This is a genomic window from Mycobacterium sp. OTB74, assembly GCF_029892685.1.
GTDB lineage: Bacteria > Actinomycetota > Actinomycetes > Mycobacteriales > Mycobacteriaceae > Mycobacterium.
On the sequence record NZ_JARXVD010000039.1, the window covers coordinates 1 to 15,349 of the forward strand.

The 15,349-nt window shown below is 64.4% G+C and carries 6 protein-coding genes and 2 pseudogenes; 3 read left to right on the forward strand and 5 right to left on the reverse strand.

Going from position 1 to position 15,349, the window contains the following annotated elements; genetic code table 11:
• From M2432_RS27515 to M2432_RS27525, 3 genes and pseudogenes are all read right to left on the reverse strand, one after another.
• Nucleotides 1-3,706, reverse strand: a 3,706-nt coding sequence (locus M2432_RS27515; RefSeq protein WP_280830025.1) for a TIR domain-containing protein, incomplete at its 3' end; no start/stop codon positions are given.
• A gap of 281 nt (nucleotides 3,707-3,987) precedes the next feature.
• Nucleotides 3,988-4,746, reverse strand: a complete 759-nt coding sequence (locus M2432_RS27520) for an alpha/beta hydrolase (protein WP_280830026.1) — start codon at nucleotides 4,744-4,746, stop codon at nucleotides 3,988-3,990.
• A 1,078-nt stretch (nucleotides 4,747-5,824) separates the two neighbouring features.
• Nucleotides 5,825-6,004 (reverse strand): annotated as a pseudogene (locus M2432_RS27525) (hydrolase); the annotation flags it as partial.
• A 267-nt stretch (nucleotides 6,005-6,271) separates the two neighbouring features.
• Here M2432_RS27525 and M2432_RS27530 point away from each other — a divergent pair.
• Nucleotides 6,272-7,758, forward strand: a pseudogene (locus M2432_RS27530) (hypothetical protein).
• A gap of 12 nt (nucleotides 7,759-7,770) precedes the next feature.
• On the opposite strand, the gene M2432_RS27535 reads toward M2432_RS27530, so the two are convergent.
• Together M2432_RS27535 and M2432_RS27540 are read right to left on the reverse strand one after the other, a co-directional pair.
• Nucleotides 7,771-8,607, reverse strand: a complete 837-nt coding sequence (locus M2432_RS27535) for a glycoside hydrolase family 16 protein (protein ID WP_280830029.1) — start codon at nucleotides 8,605-8,607, stop codon at nucleotides 7,771-7,773.
• Between the two features lie 80 nt (nucleotides 8,608-8,687).
• Nucleotides 8,688-9,041 carry an AraC family transcriptional regulator gene (locus M2432_RS27540; protein WP_348536341.1) on the reverse strand — a complete coding sequence of 118 codons (354 nt, stop codon included), beginning with the start codon at nucleotides 9,039-9,041 and terminating at the stop codon, nucleotides 8,688-8,690.
• 178 nt (nucleotides 9,042-9,219) lie between these two features.
• Between M2432_RS27540 and M2432_RS27545 the strand changes: the two genes are divergently transcribed.
• A complete protein-coding gene (locus tag M2432_RS27545; protein WP_280830027.1) occupies nucleotides 9,220-12,390 on the forward strand; it encodes an adenylate/guanylate cyclase domain-containing protein in 3,171 nt (1,056 codons plus the stop codon).
• A complete protein-coding gene (locus M2432_RS27550; protein WP_280830028.1) occupies nucleotides 12,387-15,056 on the forward strand; it encodes an adenylate/guanylate cyclase domain-containing protein in 2,670 nt (889 codons plus the stop codon). The genes M2432_RS27545 and M2432_RS27550 overlap by 4 nt, the downstream gene beginning before the upstream one ends.
• The last annotated feature ends 293 nt before the right edge of the window (nucleotides 15,057-15,349 follow it).

The following is a 15,349-nucleotide window of genomic DNA, read 5'->3' on the forward strand; positions in this document are numbered from 1 at the left end:
GCTGCCCGATCGGCTGTCCGGTGCTCGCGTCCCACAGCCGCAGCGTCTTGTCGGCGCCGCCGGAGACGATGCGCCGCCCGTCGGGGCTAAACGCCACACTGGCGACATCGCCGGTGTGGCCGGTCAACGGCTGCCCGATCGACTGGCCGGTGCCCGCATCCCACACCCGCAGCGTCTTGTCGCGGCCGCCGGAGACGATGCGCCGCCCGTCGGGGCTAAACGCCACACTAAGCACCCCGCTGGTGTGGCCGATCAGCGGCGCGCCGATCGGCTGCCCGGTGCCCGCATCCCACACCCGCAACGTGCTGTCGAAGCTGCCGGAGACGATGCGCTTGCCGTCCGGGCTAAACGCCGCACTGGTTACTATGCCGGTGTGGCCGGTCAGCGGCTGCCCGATCGGCTGGCCGGTGCCCGCATCCCAAACCCGCAGCGTGTTGTCCTTGCCCCCGAAACCGCCGCCGGAAACGATGTGCTTGCCGTCGGCGCTGAACGCCACAGTGAACACCTCGCCCGTGTGGCCGGTCAGTGTCAGCGGCGCGCCGGTCGGCTGTCCGGTATCCGCGTCCCACAGCCGCAGCGTCTTGTCGGCGCTGCCGGAGAGAATGCGCCTTCCGTCGGGACTAAACGCCACACTGCTCACCGCGCTGGTGTGGCCGGTCAACGGCTGACCGATCGGCTGTCCGGTGCCCGCATCCCACACCCGCAGCGTCTTGTCGGCGCTGCCGGAGAGAATGCGCCTTCCGTCGGGACTAAACGCCACACTGCTCACCGCGCTGGTGTGGCCGGTCAACGGCTGCCCGATCGGCTGGCCAGTATCGGTGTCCCACACCCACAGCGTGTCGTCGAAGCCGCCGGAGACGATGCGCCGCCCGTCCGGGCTGAACGCCATTACGATCACGCTGCTGGTGTGGCCGGTCAGCGGCGCGCCGATCTGCTGTCGCGTATCCGCGTCCCACAGCCGCAGCGTGGTGTCGAAGCTGCCGGAGGCGATGCGCTTGCCGTCGGGGCTGAACGCCACACTGCTCACCCCGCTGATGTGGCCGGTCAACGGCTCACCGATCGGCTTGCCGGTGCCCGCGTCCCATACCCGCACGGTGTTGTCCCCGAGGCCGCCGCCTGAGGCGATGCGCTTGCCGTCGGGACTGAAGGCCACACTGGTCACCTGGTGGGTGTGACCGGTCAGCGGCTGCCCGATCGGCAGGCCTGTGCCCGCATCCCACAGCCGCACTGTCTTGTCGTCACTGGCGGAGGCGATGCGTTTGCCGTCGGGGCTGAACGCCACACTGAACACCGTGCTGGTGTGGCCGGTCAACGGCTGCCCGATCGGCAGTCCGCTGGCCGCGTCCCACAGCCGCACGGTGTTGTCCCAACTGCCGGAGGCGATGCGCTTGCCGTTGGGGCTGAACGCGACTTCGTTTACCCCATCGGATGCCGGGATGATCTTGATGAGGTTGACCATTTTGGGCAGCACATCGACCAGTGGGCCGTCGTCCGGCGTTTGCGCGAGTCCTCGCGCCACAAGCAGCTGTTGGTAGGCGCGCACTTCGTCGCCTGAGCGGGCACCGGCCAGCACGGGCTGGGCCTCGGAGACCAGCCGAAGACCGGTTGCCTCGCGGAAACGCACGTCGGCCTGCTTGCGCGCGTGGTTGGCCTGGACACCCAGAATGACGGCCACCAGGGCGATGATGATGGTGACCGCCAGCACGGTGGCGAGTAACCGGGAGCGTTTGCGCAGTGCGGCTGAATGCTGTTGGGCGGCTTGAAGTTCGGCTTTCTGGCGTTGTTTCTCGGTTTCGATGCGGTCGTTTTCTCGCTTCCGGGAGGCCTGCAGGTAGTCGCGGGTGGGGTCGAGGCGGTCGCGGAAACCTGGCTTGGCGCATAGGGTTTCGGCTTCGGTCAGCCGGGTTCCTTCCAGCAGCCACGAATCGTTCTGGCCGCTGGCGCGCCAATCGGTGTCGGCGCGCTCCAACGCGTCGGCGTCCTTGAGGTCTTCGGCCTCGTCGCGCAGCCAGGCCGCCAGTTCGCGCCATTGGCGCAACAGGCTTTCCAGCGCAACCTCGACGACGGTCTGCCCATCGCGGGTGTCCTTGACCAGGAGTCGCTTGTCCACCATCGCCTGGATAAGGGTATGGCTGGCGGCGGGCAGCTTGTCCCAGCGGGCCAGGCGGCGCATCGGTTCGTCGTTGTCGGGGTTGATGGTGGCCAGCCACGGGATGAACGCATCATGCAGGATGTCGAGTTGGGCTTGGCGCTGATCGGGGTCGGCGGCCAACAGCTTCTCGACCTCGGTCTGCACGATCTGGGCCATGCCGCCCATCGCTTGGTACTCGCCCAATGTGAGGTCGCCGTCGTCGCCGAAGTCGTGGTAGAGCCGCTCCAGCGTCAGCGCCAGCAGCGGCAGCGCATCAGCGCCCTGGGCGGTCTCGGCCAGCAGCCGTTCCACCAGCGCGGGTTCGACAGTGAGCCGCCGTCCGGCTTGTGTGGCGCGCTGGGCCGGGCCGGTGATGACCTCGGTGTACCCGGTGGGGGGCATCGGCTTGAGGTCGGGGAACACCAAGGGATGCACCGTGTCCAACTCCGATGCGGTCTGCAGTGGTTCGTAGCGGTCGGCGCGGATCGTGAGCGCGACGATCATCGGCGGGGTGATCCCCGCCTCATGCTCGACCAACGAGGCCAGCAGCTCCAGGAAGCGCAGGGCTTCGGGTCCGGCGTCGGTGTTGAACAGTTCCTCGGCCTGATCCACCGGCAGCACCAGGGTGGGGGCGGGCTGACCTTCGGCCACGTCGAGGAGCGTGGCGCGGGCGGCCTGGCGGGCTTCCTCCAACCAGCTACGAACCTGCTCCACATGCTCGGGGTGAGCGCAGGCGTTCTTGATCTCCCCCAGCAGCGGCGCGAGCAAGCCCAGCCCGGTACGCAGCCGGTGGATGGCCTGCGCTAGACCGAATTCGCCGGTCAGCGCCGCCTGTTCGGGGCGCACGATGGGCAGGGGCAAGAACTGGCGGTCGTCCTGGCGTAGCCGAGGCAACAGCCCGGCTCGCAGAAACGACGACTTCCCAGCGCCGGACGGGCCGAGAATGACGAAAAGGCGCTCTACTCCCGTCGAGCGCATGCCACGTAACATGTCCAGGCCGCGCAGGGTCTGGGCGTCACGCCCGAAGAACACCGCCGCATCGGCCTCCTCCAGCGGTGCCCACCCCCGATACGGGGCGCGGTCCGGGTCATCTGATGGAGGCCAGGGAAAATGCTCGGCCCCAATCCCCAACGCCCGCAACCCGCTCAGGAGCTCCTGCAAACCGACACTGTCGAGCACCACCAGTTGACCGCCGTCGGCGATGTCCACCTCGGTGGTTGGCCGGTGATTGGGGAACAGGTCGCACCGTTGCCATTCGGAGGTGATGTTGTCATCGGGCACCGGCTCCAACCGGGCGCAAAGGATCGCCTTATGCAGGTTCTCCGCGTAGCGGAACTCGACCGCGCATTCATGCGAGTTCAGCCAGTGCTTCGACAACAGGCAGATCACCGCTTCACAGCGGGTGTTGGCCTTATTCAGCGCCTGCTTCCACCGCTCACCGGGCCGAATGCCGGTGCGCGGGTCCAAATCCAAGAAAATTTCCTCGGCCAGACCCGGCTCGTGCTCGATCAGCCACGCCTTGACCGCCATCGCCTGCCGGTTGTCCCGGCTGGAATGACTCAAGAACACCCGCATCACTCACCCCCATCCGCACTCGCCAGTGCGCATCGGGTCATTGTCACAGCTAGGCCAATGTTTTAGCGCCAACTTCAACACGCAAGCCGCCACCGCAGGGCGCTTCACCCACCACTCGGGTTCACCCAACCACTCGGGTTGAAGTCGACTAACCGCCCTCGGCGCTGATTCGTTACGCCGAACTGCGACCTACTTTTGAGACTCTCGTAACTCGTCAAATTCGAGACACCAGAACAACTACGAAAGGGACGGCCGTCAGGCGACGAAGTCAACTGTTACCGCTACGTGTACAGCTGGCAGCGGTCAACCAGAATCTGGGCCAGCCTTTCCGGCTCGCTGACCATCAGCATGTGGCACGTGTCGACCTCGATTAGCGTCTGCACTCCGCCGAGCGCAGCGATGCATTCGTGTTGAATCTTCATCGGGACGGCGCGATCACGCCGAGTGAGTATCCACGTGCGTGGCACATCGTCGGGCATACCGCTGCGGTCAACTTTTTCTATCATGATGGGGGCTGATTCCTGACAGGACCGAGCCAGCGTGAACCTGCGCTGTGCGGGAGTCATTCCGTTGCAAAATACAAACCTCGCCAATGCAGTAGGCAAACCTCCCGAACGGACCGAACGGCCTTTCTGCACCTTGCGTTTCGCAGTGCGACGTGCGAACCAACTCAGTGCCCCGGGAAGCGTGTCCACCAGGGCGCTGCCGTTGGCTGGTACCTGCGCGGTGGCCAAAATCATCTCCCGTACCCGCGCCGAGCCGAGCTTGGTGACGACGCCGGGGACGGTCACCCCAGCCAGCGAATGGCCGACGATTACGAGGTCGTCGAGCGCAGCATTCTCGATGTCCGACACCACCGAGTTGACCCACCCGTCGATACAAGCCGTGGTCAGGTCACCGGCCTTATTTCGCCGACCTGGCAAATCAACGGTCAGCACCTTTAGTTCCGGCTCCACGCTGCGGATCACATCGACGGTGGGCTCCCAACAATCAGCGGCGAACCCGCCCCCGTGCACGAGAACCAACGCGGGCATTGCCATGGCCGGACTCCTTCAACGCCGTGCGCACCAAACCTCACAATAAAACCAGGCACCTTGTCGATCGAAGCGTTCACGAGACTTCGACACCGAGTTTCGAAACACTCGCATGCGGTCTGACCCTCTCAGATAGCGATCCCCGCTGAGACGGCGTCTTCTTGCTCAGCGCGATTAGAACCGGGTCGTAATCAAACCGGACGGCGTAAGAACGGATTTGATGGTCACGGTCCTGTACACCTGTCCTCACTGCCAGCGCCACCTGTTCCTCGACCAGGCGGTGTGTACCGACTGCATGGAATCCGACGATGACGACGAATGACGAACGCCCACGACCAGGCAGGTCGCCAGCCCGATCACGGGTGACCTCTGCGCGCGATGACAGGCTTCAGTCGATCCCACCGGGCGCACAAATTCTTAAGGGGCGGACGCTACGAAAAGTGATAGTCACTTCGCCGGTCCCCGGCAGCGATCCATGCCAAGGCATTTCACCCGGATTCCCAGTGTCTCGTCGGGACCAGTAGTAGCTTTGCGCAGCATGGCCGAGTCAGTGACTTGCCGGGTAGAACAACTGTCGAGTGCACCACCGACGGCAGTCTATGACGCACTCATGGACATCGAGCGTTGGCCGGATTGGATGCCGGGGGTATCTACGGCCGCATGAGAGCGACCGGGATTACCCGACACCGGGCAGGGCGGAATCAGGCGGGTGCGGACTGGGCTCACTGTCGCACATGACCACGTTGTCGATGGATCACGGCCGCATCATCACGCGTACAGGGCGTCGCTTCCGCGCCTGTGGCCTTTGAAGGATTTTCGGGGTGATGTCCGCCTTCACGATCATCCGGAGGGATGCCGCATCAGCTGAACGGTCACGTGCACATCGCGCATCCCTGGCCGCACGCAATCGGTTCAGTCCAAGGTCGATCAAACCTATACGCGAATAGCTGCGGCGCTGGCACAAGAAGCGGAGAGGCGTCACAAAGGTTAGGCGCGTGCGCGCCAAAACGTACTTTAGCCAGTAGATGCCACCGGCTGCACAAGCCGCTTACGGCAGTCCAAACGAGTGTCGCCGAAACCACCCCTACGGAGAAGCGACAGCGAAGAGATGCCACTCGCCGGGCACGCCCTTGAGCTGGTGAGGCCCACGCGCCTCGAACTGGAGTCCTGACCCGATCACGAGGTCGCGCAGCGTGCTGGACACGAGCACCTCGTCCGGCCCGGCCAGCGCGCTCACCCGTGCCCCGATATGCACACCGATCCCAACCGAACATCAGGATCACGGTTGCGAGCAACCCGGACCACATCGTCACGGAACTCCTTGGGATACGGCTTGGACACGATGACATCCTTCCAGCCCAGCCCAGCCCTCAAAACTAGGCAGATCAAGGTGTCACCTATTCGTGCAGCAGACCCTTAAGGCGGTATGCACGCGTTTCCTGGAGCGGGCTCAAATTGTGTGCCGCGGCCGCGGACTGTTGTCCCCCACCACCATCTGGCAACATGGCGGCGTGTTTGGCCGGGAGTCGCGATGAGACCGCCGCGAGGGGTGCTGGATCCGCTGATCGTTGGAATCCTGGCCGCTGCGGTGAGTCTGACTGGTGCTGCCCGCCCGTCGTTCTGGTACGACGAGGCCGCGACCATCTCGGCGTCCTACAGCCGTTCGCTCGGTCAGCTATGGCACATGCTGGGCAACGTCGACGCCGCCCACGGCCTCTATTACCTGCTCATGCACGGCTGGTTTCAACTCTTCCCGCCAACGGAGTTCTGGTCCCGCGTGCCAAGCGGTCTGGCCGTCGGGGCCGCGGCGGCCGGAGTGGTCGTACTCGCCAAGCAGTTCTCATCCCGCACGGTCGCGTTGAGCGCCGGGGTGATCTGCGGTATCTTGCCGCGGGCGACGTGGGCAGGCATCGAAGCTCGCCCCGCCGCCGTGTGGCTGACGGTGCTGCTCGTCTACGCCACTCGCCGCAACAACGCCTGGGTCTGGCTGTCGTATGGGATCGTCCTGACCATCTCGATGCTGCTCGACATCTACCTCTCGCTGTTGGTGTTGGGGTACGCACTGTTCATCGTCCTCTTCCGGCGCACCCGAACGGTCATGGTGGGGTTCACTATTGCGTCGTTCTTGGCGGGTTGCGCGGTGATACCGCTCGTACTCACCGCCATTGGTCAAGAGCACCAGATCATTTGGATCGCACCCATCGGCCACCGGACGATCGAAGACGTCGCGATTCAACAGTATTTCGAACGCAGCCCGCCGTTCACGCTGGTCTCGGCGTTGGTCGTGGTGGCCGCTATTGTCTTGTGGCTCTGCACATCCAGGCGACTGGCGCAGGTTGATCGGCAACTATTGACCTTGTCGATCGCATGGCTCGTGATTCCGACCACCCTGATTCTCGGCTGGTCGGCATTAGTTCACCCGATCTACACGCCACGCTACTTGTGCTTCACCGCACCGGCGGTAGCACTGGTGCTGGGAGTCTGCATCGGCACACTGGCCGTCAAGCCATGGCTGGCGGCGGCCATCGTCGGCGTGATGGCTCTCGCCACAGACCCAATTACCTTTTCGTACAACGCGGTCCGTACGCGAAATACGGAATGGATTACAGCCAGGTCGCCGACCTGATCACGGCAAAGGCTGCGCCCGGCGATTGTCTGCTCGTCAACGACACGGTGACCTTCATGCCGGCCCCCATGCGGCCCTTGCTGGCGGCGCGACCCGATGCCTACCGAAAACTCGTCGACCTCAGCCTCTGGCAACGCGCGACCGACCGCAACGAGGTCTTCGACACCAATCTCATCCCGGAGGTGCTCGCCGGACCGTTGAGCGATTGCCGCGTCGCGTGGATCATCACCCAGGCCGATCCGTCACGGCCCGCTCACGAACAAGGGCAGGCGTTGCCACCCTGCGACCTCTTCGGCCCCACCTCTGCGTTCGGAGTTCCCTACGACCTGGGATTCCGGCTCGTGGAACGGTGGCAGTTCAACCTGGTTCAGGTCATCGAGGCGACGCACTGAGCGCCCGAACAGCTACCAGACTCGGATCCAGTCGACAAGCATCGAGGCCGGGAAGACTCCACCCTTGGCAGGATCGCCGCCGCCAGGCCCACCGACTGCCAGGGTGAACATGGGCGACAGCCAATAGCCGGGGTTGTTGAACGGCCACCGCGTGTCGCTGGGATTGCCGTGGACTGGGATGGGCTTCGGCGGCACAGAAAAGAACGGATTCGCACCGTCAACGTAATCGCGCCAGAATTTGAAACCGTTCTCGTCCCACCGCATTCGCCAGTTGTGCCACCCGCTGTCGACCAGTCCGGGGATCGATCGCCCTTCCCAGGTTTTCCCGTTGGATGCAGCGTGGACGGTAGTTCCCGGAGGCCAAACCCCGTTGCCGTACCACTCGAAGATGTCGACCTCGCCGTCAGGCAGAGGATCCTCGTTCACCGCCCAGAACGACGGCCAGAGGCCAGGGGTCATGTCGAACTTGACTCGCGCTTCCCACGTGTGCCCCATGGGCACCCGCCAGTTGCCGCGTAGTTTGCCGCTGAAGAACTGATCGTCTTCGTGTGTGGCGAGCATGACCAGATTGGAGTTGCCGTCGAGGAACACGTTTCGGCGATCGTATTGCCCCAGGACCGGCGGCCACACGTCGTCCTGCCAGTTCTGCACCGTCCAGTTCCCCGGATCGGGTGCTGCGCCCTGCGGCCCGTCGAAGTCGTCCTGGAAAAGGTAGGCGACGCCGCCAGCGGCGGCCGGCGCAGCAGGCGGTGATACCCGGTTAGCCGGGTTGGCCCGCGACTGCGGTAGCGGAATGGCAGCGGCTAGCGCACCGAGCCCTGCCATCAACATCATGTTGCGACGATCCATGTGGGGCACGAATTGAACCCTAGAGGCTGAACCTGGCACCGGGCGTGATTTATAGACAGTTTTCCGTTATCGGGTGTCGATCACCGGTCGAACCGGTATGTGCGGGGCAAGACCCCGACGCGGCGACGGAACGCGGTGCCGAAGTGATTCGGAGTCGAGAATCCGACCGCCAGAGCGATTTCGGTGATCGACTGCTCGGTCGTCAACAGCAAAGTCTTGGCGCGCTCGATGCGCTGACCAAGCAGGAATTGGTATGGGGTGGTGTGGAAGGCAACTCGGAACGCCTTGATGAAGTTGCCCACCGACATATCGGCCAGCCGCGCCAACTCATCCACACCGATATCGGAATCCGATCTGTCGCAAAGGTATTCGATGACGACCGACCGGGCCTCCCGGTGAGTGAGAGTCCCTGTCTCATCATCGAATATCGGCACCATGATTTCCTTGTGCTTGGCCAGACGCTTCAGCGCCTGCGCCCGATGGGTGGGCGGTGACCACGGCGCGGGCTCGGTTGTGTTCTTGGTTCCAGAGTTTTCGGGGGATCGATGTGCTGGGCCCCGGCTATCTTTAGGGGACGCTTGAGCGCAGGCCGGAGTGGGTGGGGGTCGGGTGATGGCCATAGCAGCGTGCCGGACATGTGGCACCGAACCGCGTGAGGGTGCGCGATTCTGTGACGGCTGTGGGTCCCCAGTCGAAGAAGCCGGTATCCGCGCGGAGTACAAGCAGGTCACGGTGCTGTTCGCAGATGTTGTGCATTCCATGGACATCGCTGCGACCGTCGGGTCGGAGCGGCTGCGCGAGATCATGACTGACCTGGCCGACCGCTGTGTGACGGTGGCGCACCAGTATGGCAGCACGATCGCCCAGTTCACCGGCGACGGCATCATGGCGGTGTTCGGCGCACCAGTCGCGTTGGAGGACCACGCCGTGCGTGGCTGTCTGGCCGCGTTGGGCGTTCAGGAGGAGGCCAAACGGCTTGCCGTCGAGGTCGGCGAGCGCGACGGTGTGGAGCTGTGGGTGCGGGTCGGGCTGAACTCTGGCCAGGTGATCGCCGGTGAGATCGGCGCGGGGCCTTTCGGTTACACCACCTTCGGTGAGCAAGTCGGGATGGCGCAGCGGATGGAGTCGGTCGCGCTGCCGGGTGGGGTGATGCTCAGCGCGTCCACCGCGCGACTGGTTGAGGGCGCGGCGACTCTTGGCGAGCCGGAATTGGTTCAGATCAAGGGAGCCGAGCAACCGGTGCCCGTCCGTCGGCTGCTGGGCATGGGCGACGGACCTCGCACTGGCAGGCGTGATGAGTCGAATCTTGTTGGTCGGCAATGGGAGATGTCTGCGGTTGAGAGTTTGTTGGGCCATGCCATCGATGGGCACGGCGCGGTGGTCGGTGTGGTGGGCTCTCCAGGCATCGGCAAGAGCCGTCTGGTGCGTGAAGTTTCTGCGATGGTGGGTTCCCTTGGCGTGCAGGTCTTCACCACCTTCTGCGAGTCGCATACCAGTCAGGTCCCTTTTCATGCGGTCGGACGGCTGCTCCGCTCGGCCACTGGCGTCGAGGGTCTTGCTACGGATGCGGCCCGCGTTCAGGTGCGCGACCGGGTTCCCGATGCCGACCCCGAGGATTTGTTGCTCTTCGATGACCTGCTCGGCATCGCCGACCCGGACGCTGCGTTACCGGCCATTGATCCCGATGCACGGCGGCGGCGGTTGACCGCGCTGGTGAACGCTGCTTCGTTGGGCCGCCAAGCCCCGGCGGTCTTTGTCGTTGAGGATGCTCATTGGATCGACGAGGTCAGCGAGTCGATGATCGCCGACTTCCTCACCGTGATCCCGCAGACACCCTCGCTGGTAATCGTCACCTACCGCCCCGAATATCGTGGCGCGCTAGCGCAGGTGCTGGGAGCGCAAACAATAGCCCTGGCCCCGTTGAGCGATACCGAGACTGCCGCACTGGTGTCTGAGCTGCTCGGGCCAGACTCCTCTGTTGTCGCAGTGGGCCAGACAATCACCCAAAGAGCTGCCGGTACACCGTTTTTCGCTGAGGAGATCGTGCGCGATCTGGCCGAACGCGATGTGCTGCGCGGGAAGCCAGGTGGTTATGTCTCGACGGCACCGGACGCTGAGGTCAGCGTGCCTGCGACATTGCAGGCGACCATCGCCGCGCGCATTGACCGGCTGGACCCGAAAGCCAAACGCACGTTGAGCGCAGCGGCAGTCGTCGGCTCCCGATTTGGCATCGAACTGCTGACCGACTTGGGTGTCGAACCCGCCATTGATGACTTGGTGGCGGCCCAGCTCGTCGATCAGGTCAGGTTCACCGGTCAGCCCGAATACGTGTTTCACCACCCGCTGATCCGCACGGTGGCCTACGAAACACAGCTCAAATCGGATCGCGCCGAGCTGCACCGCCGCCTGGCCGCCGCAATCGAATCGCGTGACCCTGCAGCGGTCGAGGAGAACGCGGCGCTGGTCGCTGGGCACCTGGAGGCCGCCGGTGATCTGCACGCCGCCTACGGCTGGCACATGCGCGCGGCAACGTGGGCGACCAACCGCGACATCGGCGCGGCTCGACTGAGTTGGGAACGTGCCCAAAAGATCGCGGACGCATTACCCGCCGACGATTCCAATCGGGCAGCTATGCGCATTGCTCCTCGCACCATGTTGTGCGGGATCGCCTGGCGAGTCCATATCGACGTTGCTGGTGACCGCTTTGATGAACTGCGGGAGTTGTGCACCGCCGCCGGAGACAAGGCGTCACTGGCCATCGCCATGGCGGGGCTGGTGGCGGATCACATGCAGCAGGACCGGATCCGCGAGGCGTCGCGGCTGGCATCCGAAACCATGGCCCTCATGGAGTCGGTCAGCGACCCGACCCTGACGGTGGGGCTGTCGAACGTGGCCATCTACACCAAGTTGGAGAGCGCCGAGTTTTGTGACGTGCTGCGGTGGTCGGAGAGGGTTATCGACCTGGCCGACGGTGATCCCTCGAAAGGCAACTTCATTATCGGGTCTCCGTTAGCGCTCGCCTTTACGACGCGCGCTGTCGCCCGTTATTGCCTGGGCCGCCCTGAATGGGAAGACGACCTTCGGCACGGACTCGCCATGGCGAGCGACGCTGACCCGTTGTCCTACGCCACGGCTGTCGCCTTCGCTTACTGGACGGGAATCCCGGGTGGCGTACTGACGCCCGATGATCGCGTGGTGCGCGGGAGTGAGGATGGCCTGCGGATTGCCGAACGATCCGGTGATGACGTCGCCTTGGCCTACGCTCGGATGACGTTGGGGTTCACGCTGGTGCACCGCCACACGGCTGCGGAGCGTGACCGGGGACAGAAGCTCCTGGCCGAGGTCGGCGAAATGCTCGTACGCGGGGAACACAACCTGTGCGATTTACCGATGGTCAACCTCTACTTGGCGCGTGAGACGGCTCGGCGCGGAGATCCCGATGGCGCTATCCCGCTCATGCGCGCCGCCCTCGACCATCTCGTCCGCCGGGGACAGCTGCTGTCGTGGGGCATTGCAGCGACGGGTGTTCTGGTGGAGACACTGCTCGACCGCAGCGCCGACGGTGACGTGACCGAAGCCGAGGCCGCGATCGAGCGGTTAGCGTCCGCGCCAGCCGATGAGGGTCTGGCTACGCGCGAGATCTGGCTGCTGCGATCACGCGCACTTCTGGCCCGTGCCCACGGCGACGAAACCGGCTACCGAGACTATCGGGATCGCTACCGCACGATGGCGAAATCCCTTGGCTTCGAAGGGCACATGGCGTGGGCCGAGGCGATGCCATGACGGCGGCGGCCCCGTCGGGAGTGGTTACCTTCCTGTTCACCGATATTGAGGGGTCAACCCGTCGGTGGGAGAACGACGCCGATGCGATGCGCTCCGCGTTGGCCGCACACGACGAGGTGTTGCGCAGCGCAATTGAGGCGAGCAACGGTTTCTTGTTCAAGCACACCGGTGACGGCGTGTGTGCCGCCTTCGCCTCCCCTACGGGTGCAGTCGATGCGGCGGTGGCCGCCCAGCGTTCTTTGGAATTGCCGGTGCGGATGGGGATCGCCACCGGCGAGGCCGAACTGCGCGACGGGGACTACTTCGGCACGGTGCTCAACCGGGCGGCGCGGGTAATGGCCGCCGGGCACGGCGGCCAGATTCTCGTGGCCGACTCCACAGCGGTTCTGCTCAGCGGCGTCGATCTGGTCGATCTGGGGCCGCGACGGTTGCGCGACCTGCCCACCCCGGTCCGGGTGTTTCAGGTCCAAGCGCCCGGCCTGCGCACCGACTTTCCGCCGCTGCAGGCACTGGATACCAGTCCGGGGAACCTGCGCCCCGCGCCCACGAGCTTGATCGGGCGCGAGTCGGAGGTTGACGAGGTCAAAGCGGCGCTGCGCGCACACCGGTTGGTGACGCTGACCGGGGTGGGCGGGGTCGGCAAGACCCGGCTGGCAACCGAAGCCGCGACACGGCTGGCCGATGAATTTCCCGACGGCGTATGGGTTTTCGAACTCGCCGCAGTCACCGATCCGGCGGCCATACCCGATGCAGTGGCGGCGGTGCTGGGCATCACCCAGCAGCAGGGAAAGACCATGAGCGAGTCGGTGGCCGCCGCGCTCGAGGGCAGGCTGCGGTTGTTGGTGTTCGATAACTGCGAGCACGTTCTCGACGCAGCCGCTGATCTGATCGAGGCCATCCTGGCGGCCTCGGCGACGGTACGAATCCTGGCCACCAGCCGTGAAGGACTCGCAGTGCCCGACGAGCAGGTGTGGCCGGTTCGCTCGCTCGATGCGGCGGCGGGAATCGACTCTGCGGCGGTGAGGCTGTTCGTCGAACGCGCTCAAGGTATTGCGCCGGGCTTCTCGGTGGCCGACGGTGATGAAGCCGCCGGGGTGATCGAGATTTGTCAGCGCCTCGACGGGATTCCGCTGGCCATCGAGCTGGCGGCCTCGCGGATGGCATCAATGACCGCCAGCGAAATGCGTGACCGGCTGGATCACCGGTTCCGGCTGCTGGTCGGCTCCCGGCGCGGCCTGGAACGCCACCACACGCTGCGCCACGCGGTGGCCTGGTCCTGCGACCTTCTCGATGACACTGAAAACACTGTGCTGGAACGCTGTTCGGTGTTCGCGGGCGGATTTGACCTGCACAGCGCCTGCGCGGTAGCCGGATCAGATGACCTCGACGAGTACGCCATCCTCGAGGTACTCGACGCTCTGGTTCGCAAGTCGCTGCTGGTCGCCGACCGATCTTCGAGTCGGACCCGGTACTCGATGCTGGAGACAATCCGCCAATTCGCCGAGGAACAACTGGTCGCCAGCAGCGAAGCATCCGCGATTCGGGCCGCCCACTCGCGGTACTTCGCCGGGCGCGAAACCGACATCCTGGCCCTGTGGGACAGCCCCCGCCAGCGCGAGGCGTACACCTGGTTCACCACCGAGCTGGCCAACTTACGCACCGCATTCCGGTGGGCCGCCGACCACCGTGACCTCGAAACGGCCGCACCTATCGCGACATACGCGACGCTACTTGGCGTAATGACCGAGAACTTCGAGCCGGTGGCCTGGGTCGAAGAACTCATTCCACAGGCCCGTACGGCCGACCATCCCCGACTCACATCCCTGTACGTGATGGCGACACATTGCTGGCCACTCGGACGCATCGAGGAATCCTGTCGGTACGGCGACGAAGGTCAAAAACTCGTCAGCCAAGGCCGCTACGGAGTGCCACGCGGATTGGAGTGTTGGCTTGGCGGTACCCACACCAACATGGGGCTGCCCGAACGGTCGATAGAGATATTCCTCGAGCTGCTAGCTCGAGACGAAGACCCCTTTGGATTGACACGGTCGGGACTTGTTCTGGCATTGATGCGGAACGGATCTTTCGAGGAGGCGAAGACCACCGCTCGAGAACTGATCGAGGCCGCTGAGGTCATATCAAACCCATGGGGCCAGTCATATGCGCTTATGGTTTTCGGCATGGCGTGGTGTGACGCAAATCCAGCACGCGCACGCGGCGCTCTACAACGCGGCCTGGTTATCGCCCAAGACAGCGGTATTCGCTATAACGAGTCCCATCTCATGAACGTCCTCGGTCGCCTCGAGGCCCGACATGGCGACACCCTCGCGGCACTCGAATACCTCAAACTGGCGATTCGCAACTATCACGACTCCGGCAACACGAACGTCATCCGAGTTCCGCTCGCGAGCCTCGCGGCGTGCCTCGACCAGCTCGGGCGTGTGCAAAGCGCCGCCGTGATCATGGGCTACTCGTCAAATCCCTATACAAGAGCCTGGATTCCTGAGCTGGCACCCACGATCACCCACCTCCGCGATGTCCTCGGCGACACCGCCTACGAATCGCAGGCCTGCAGGGGCGAGGTGATGACCACAGCCGCGATGGTGACCTACGCCTACGACCAAATCGACCAGGCCCGAACAGAACTGGACGCTGTATCGAAATAGGTGACATCGCTCGTCACCCGTCGACCTACTGCCTGAGGTGTACTAATCCCATCCATTGGGCTGCCTGGCGCTCTCGACTGCCTGTCTTGTAAAAGACCGTTTGTGAGACATGCGTTTAGGGGCCGTTTGACACTCGGTGTTGCCCGACGTTGCGTATGGTTTTGGGCGGAAGCACGGTCTAGCCCCTGGGTCGATGCTTGAAACGCCCTGGAAATCCCGGAGGCTCCTGACCTTGGAAACGAGGATGCAGGTATGCCCACGGAACCGTCATCAGGGAAGAAGCCGACCAGTCG

What these genes read in the sequence shown, in the direction of transcription:
- M2432_RS27545 (WP_280830027.1), top strand. Translation starts at nt 9,220, where the DNA reads ATGGCCATAGCAGCGTGCCGGACATGTGGCACCGAACCGCGTGAGGGT.
- M2432_RS27520 (WP_280830026.1), bottom strand. Translation starts at nt 4,746, where the DNA reads ATGGCAATGCCCGCGTTGGTTCTCGTGCACGGGGGCGGGTTCGCCGCT.
- M2432_RS27535 (WP_280830029.1), bottom strand. Translation starts at nt 8,607, where the DNA reads ATGGATCGTCGCAACATGATGTTGATGGCAGGGCTCGGTGCGCTAGCC.
- M2432_RS27550 (WP_280830028.1), top strand. Translation starts at nt 12,387, where the DNA reads ATGACGGCGGCGGCCCCGTCGGGAGTGGTTACCTTCCTGTTCACCGAT.